This is a genomic window from Enemella dayhoffiae, assembly GCF_002250625.1.
Lineage (GTDB): Bacteria > Actinomycetota > Actinomycetes > Propionibacteriales > Propionibacteriaceae > Enemella > Enemella dayhoffiae.
In genome coordinates this window covers 1-1,339 of the sequence record NZ_NMVQ01000039.1, presented here as the reverse complement: position 1 = coordinate 1,339, position 1,339 = coordinate 1, and the positions used below count along the sequence as shown (strand labels likewise).

Here is a 1,339-nt window from a genome sequence, read left to right as displayed (position 1 = left end):
TTGATGCTCCTATATCTGTCAAGCCGCGATTTGGAGGGATGGCCGGGCTTCGCGGATGGGTCGCATCGCGGCCCAGAGTTCGCGGGCGAGAAGACGTTTCAGACACCGGATGATCTCGGACTTCGTCTTGCCTTCGGTTGTGCGGCGGGCGACGTAGGCCTTGGTGGGTTCGTGGTGCTGCATGCGAACGATGACGACACGGTAGAGTGCGGCGTTCGCTTGCCGGTGACCGCCCCGATTGAGCCGGTGTCGGGTGGTCATCCCCGAAGATGCTGGGATCGGGGCGACGCCGCAGAGCCTGGCGAACGCGGCCTCCGAACGGATCCGTTCCGGATTGTCGCCGGCGACGATCAGCATCTCGGCCGCGGTGTCAGGACCGACCGCAAAAGCTTTCGCGAGATCGGGAGCGATCTGCGCGGTCAGCTCTGCCAGAAGCTTCTCATGCCCGGAGATCTCGGCATCCAGTACTTCCCACCGACGAGCGATCGACCGTAAAGTGTGCTTGGTCGACGCGATGATCGTGGTCACCTGGCCCGGACGAAGCGCCGCGCAACGGTGAATGAGCGCCATCTTCGATAGCGGCTGCAGCTCCTGACGCAGATCATCGGGGGCATTCACGATGACCTGCTTGAGGCTGATCATCGCGGATGTTCTCGCCTTGACGGCGATGTCCTTGGCGACCTTGATCTGACGGATCATCTCTACCGTTCCGTCAGCTGACTTCGGGATGGCCGTGGCCAGGCCCGCGAGAACTGCCCTGGCTGCATTCTCGGCATCGAGCGTGTCGGACTTGCCTCGCAACCGCCGGTCGCGACGGTCCGTTCTCATCACCTCCAGCGTCCCGATTCCACGACGGCGCACTGCGCCGGCCAGGCCTGCGCCATAGGATCCGGTGCCTTCGATCCCGAAGGTGAGCTTCCCGCCGAACGACTCGCCCCAGTCGATCAGCTGACCGTAACCACCGGAATCCGCCGCGAAAGACCGACGATCCAGGACCGCGCCGAGCTCATCGATCGCGACGGCGACGTGGACGTGTTTGTGAGTGTCGACGCCAACAACGACTCGACGGTGAGGGGGGACATGCTGCATGCTCATAGTGCTCGCTCCAACCAGATCAGGACAGGGTGAGTGACACTGGCCGGTCGGGTGGACGGGACTGTGATGGGACTGTTGCGATCAGGCTCCTATGAGGTCACGCCCGCCCGGCCAGCACCACGAGGGTGATGCGCCTCCTGACGGACGACAGATCAACAGCAAGGACACCCAGACTTCGGGGTCAGTCGTCAGCAAGAGTCAGGCCGCCAGGAGGTACTCGACACTCTCACAGTCGCCGGCCGCG

At 63.6% G+C, this 1,339-nt stretch carries 1 protein-coding gene; it reads right to left on the bottom strand.

What is annotated here, in order from left to right; genetic code table 11:
• Positions 1-18 precede the first annotated feature (18 nt).
• Positions 19-1,095, bottom strand: coding sequence for an IS110 family RNA-guided transposase (locus CGZ93_RS13995; protein WP_094364783.1), 1,077 nt, complete (start codon positions 1,093-1,095; stop codon positions 19-21).
• Positions 1,096-1,339 lie beyond the last annotated feature (244 nt).

What these genes read in the sequence shown, in the direction of transcription:
- CGZ93_RS13995 (WP_094364783.1), bottom strand. Translation starts at nt 1,095, where the DNA reads ATGAGCATGCAGCATGTCCCCCCTCACCGTCGAGTCGTTGTTGGCGTC.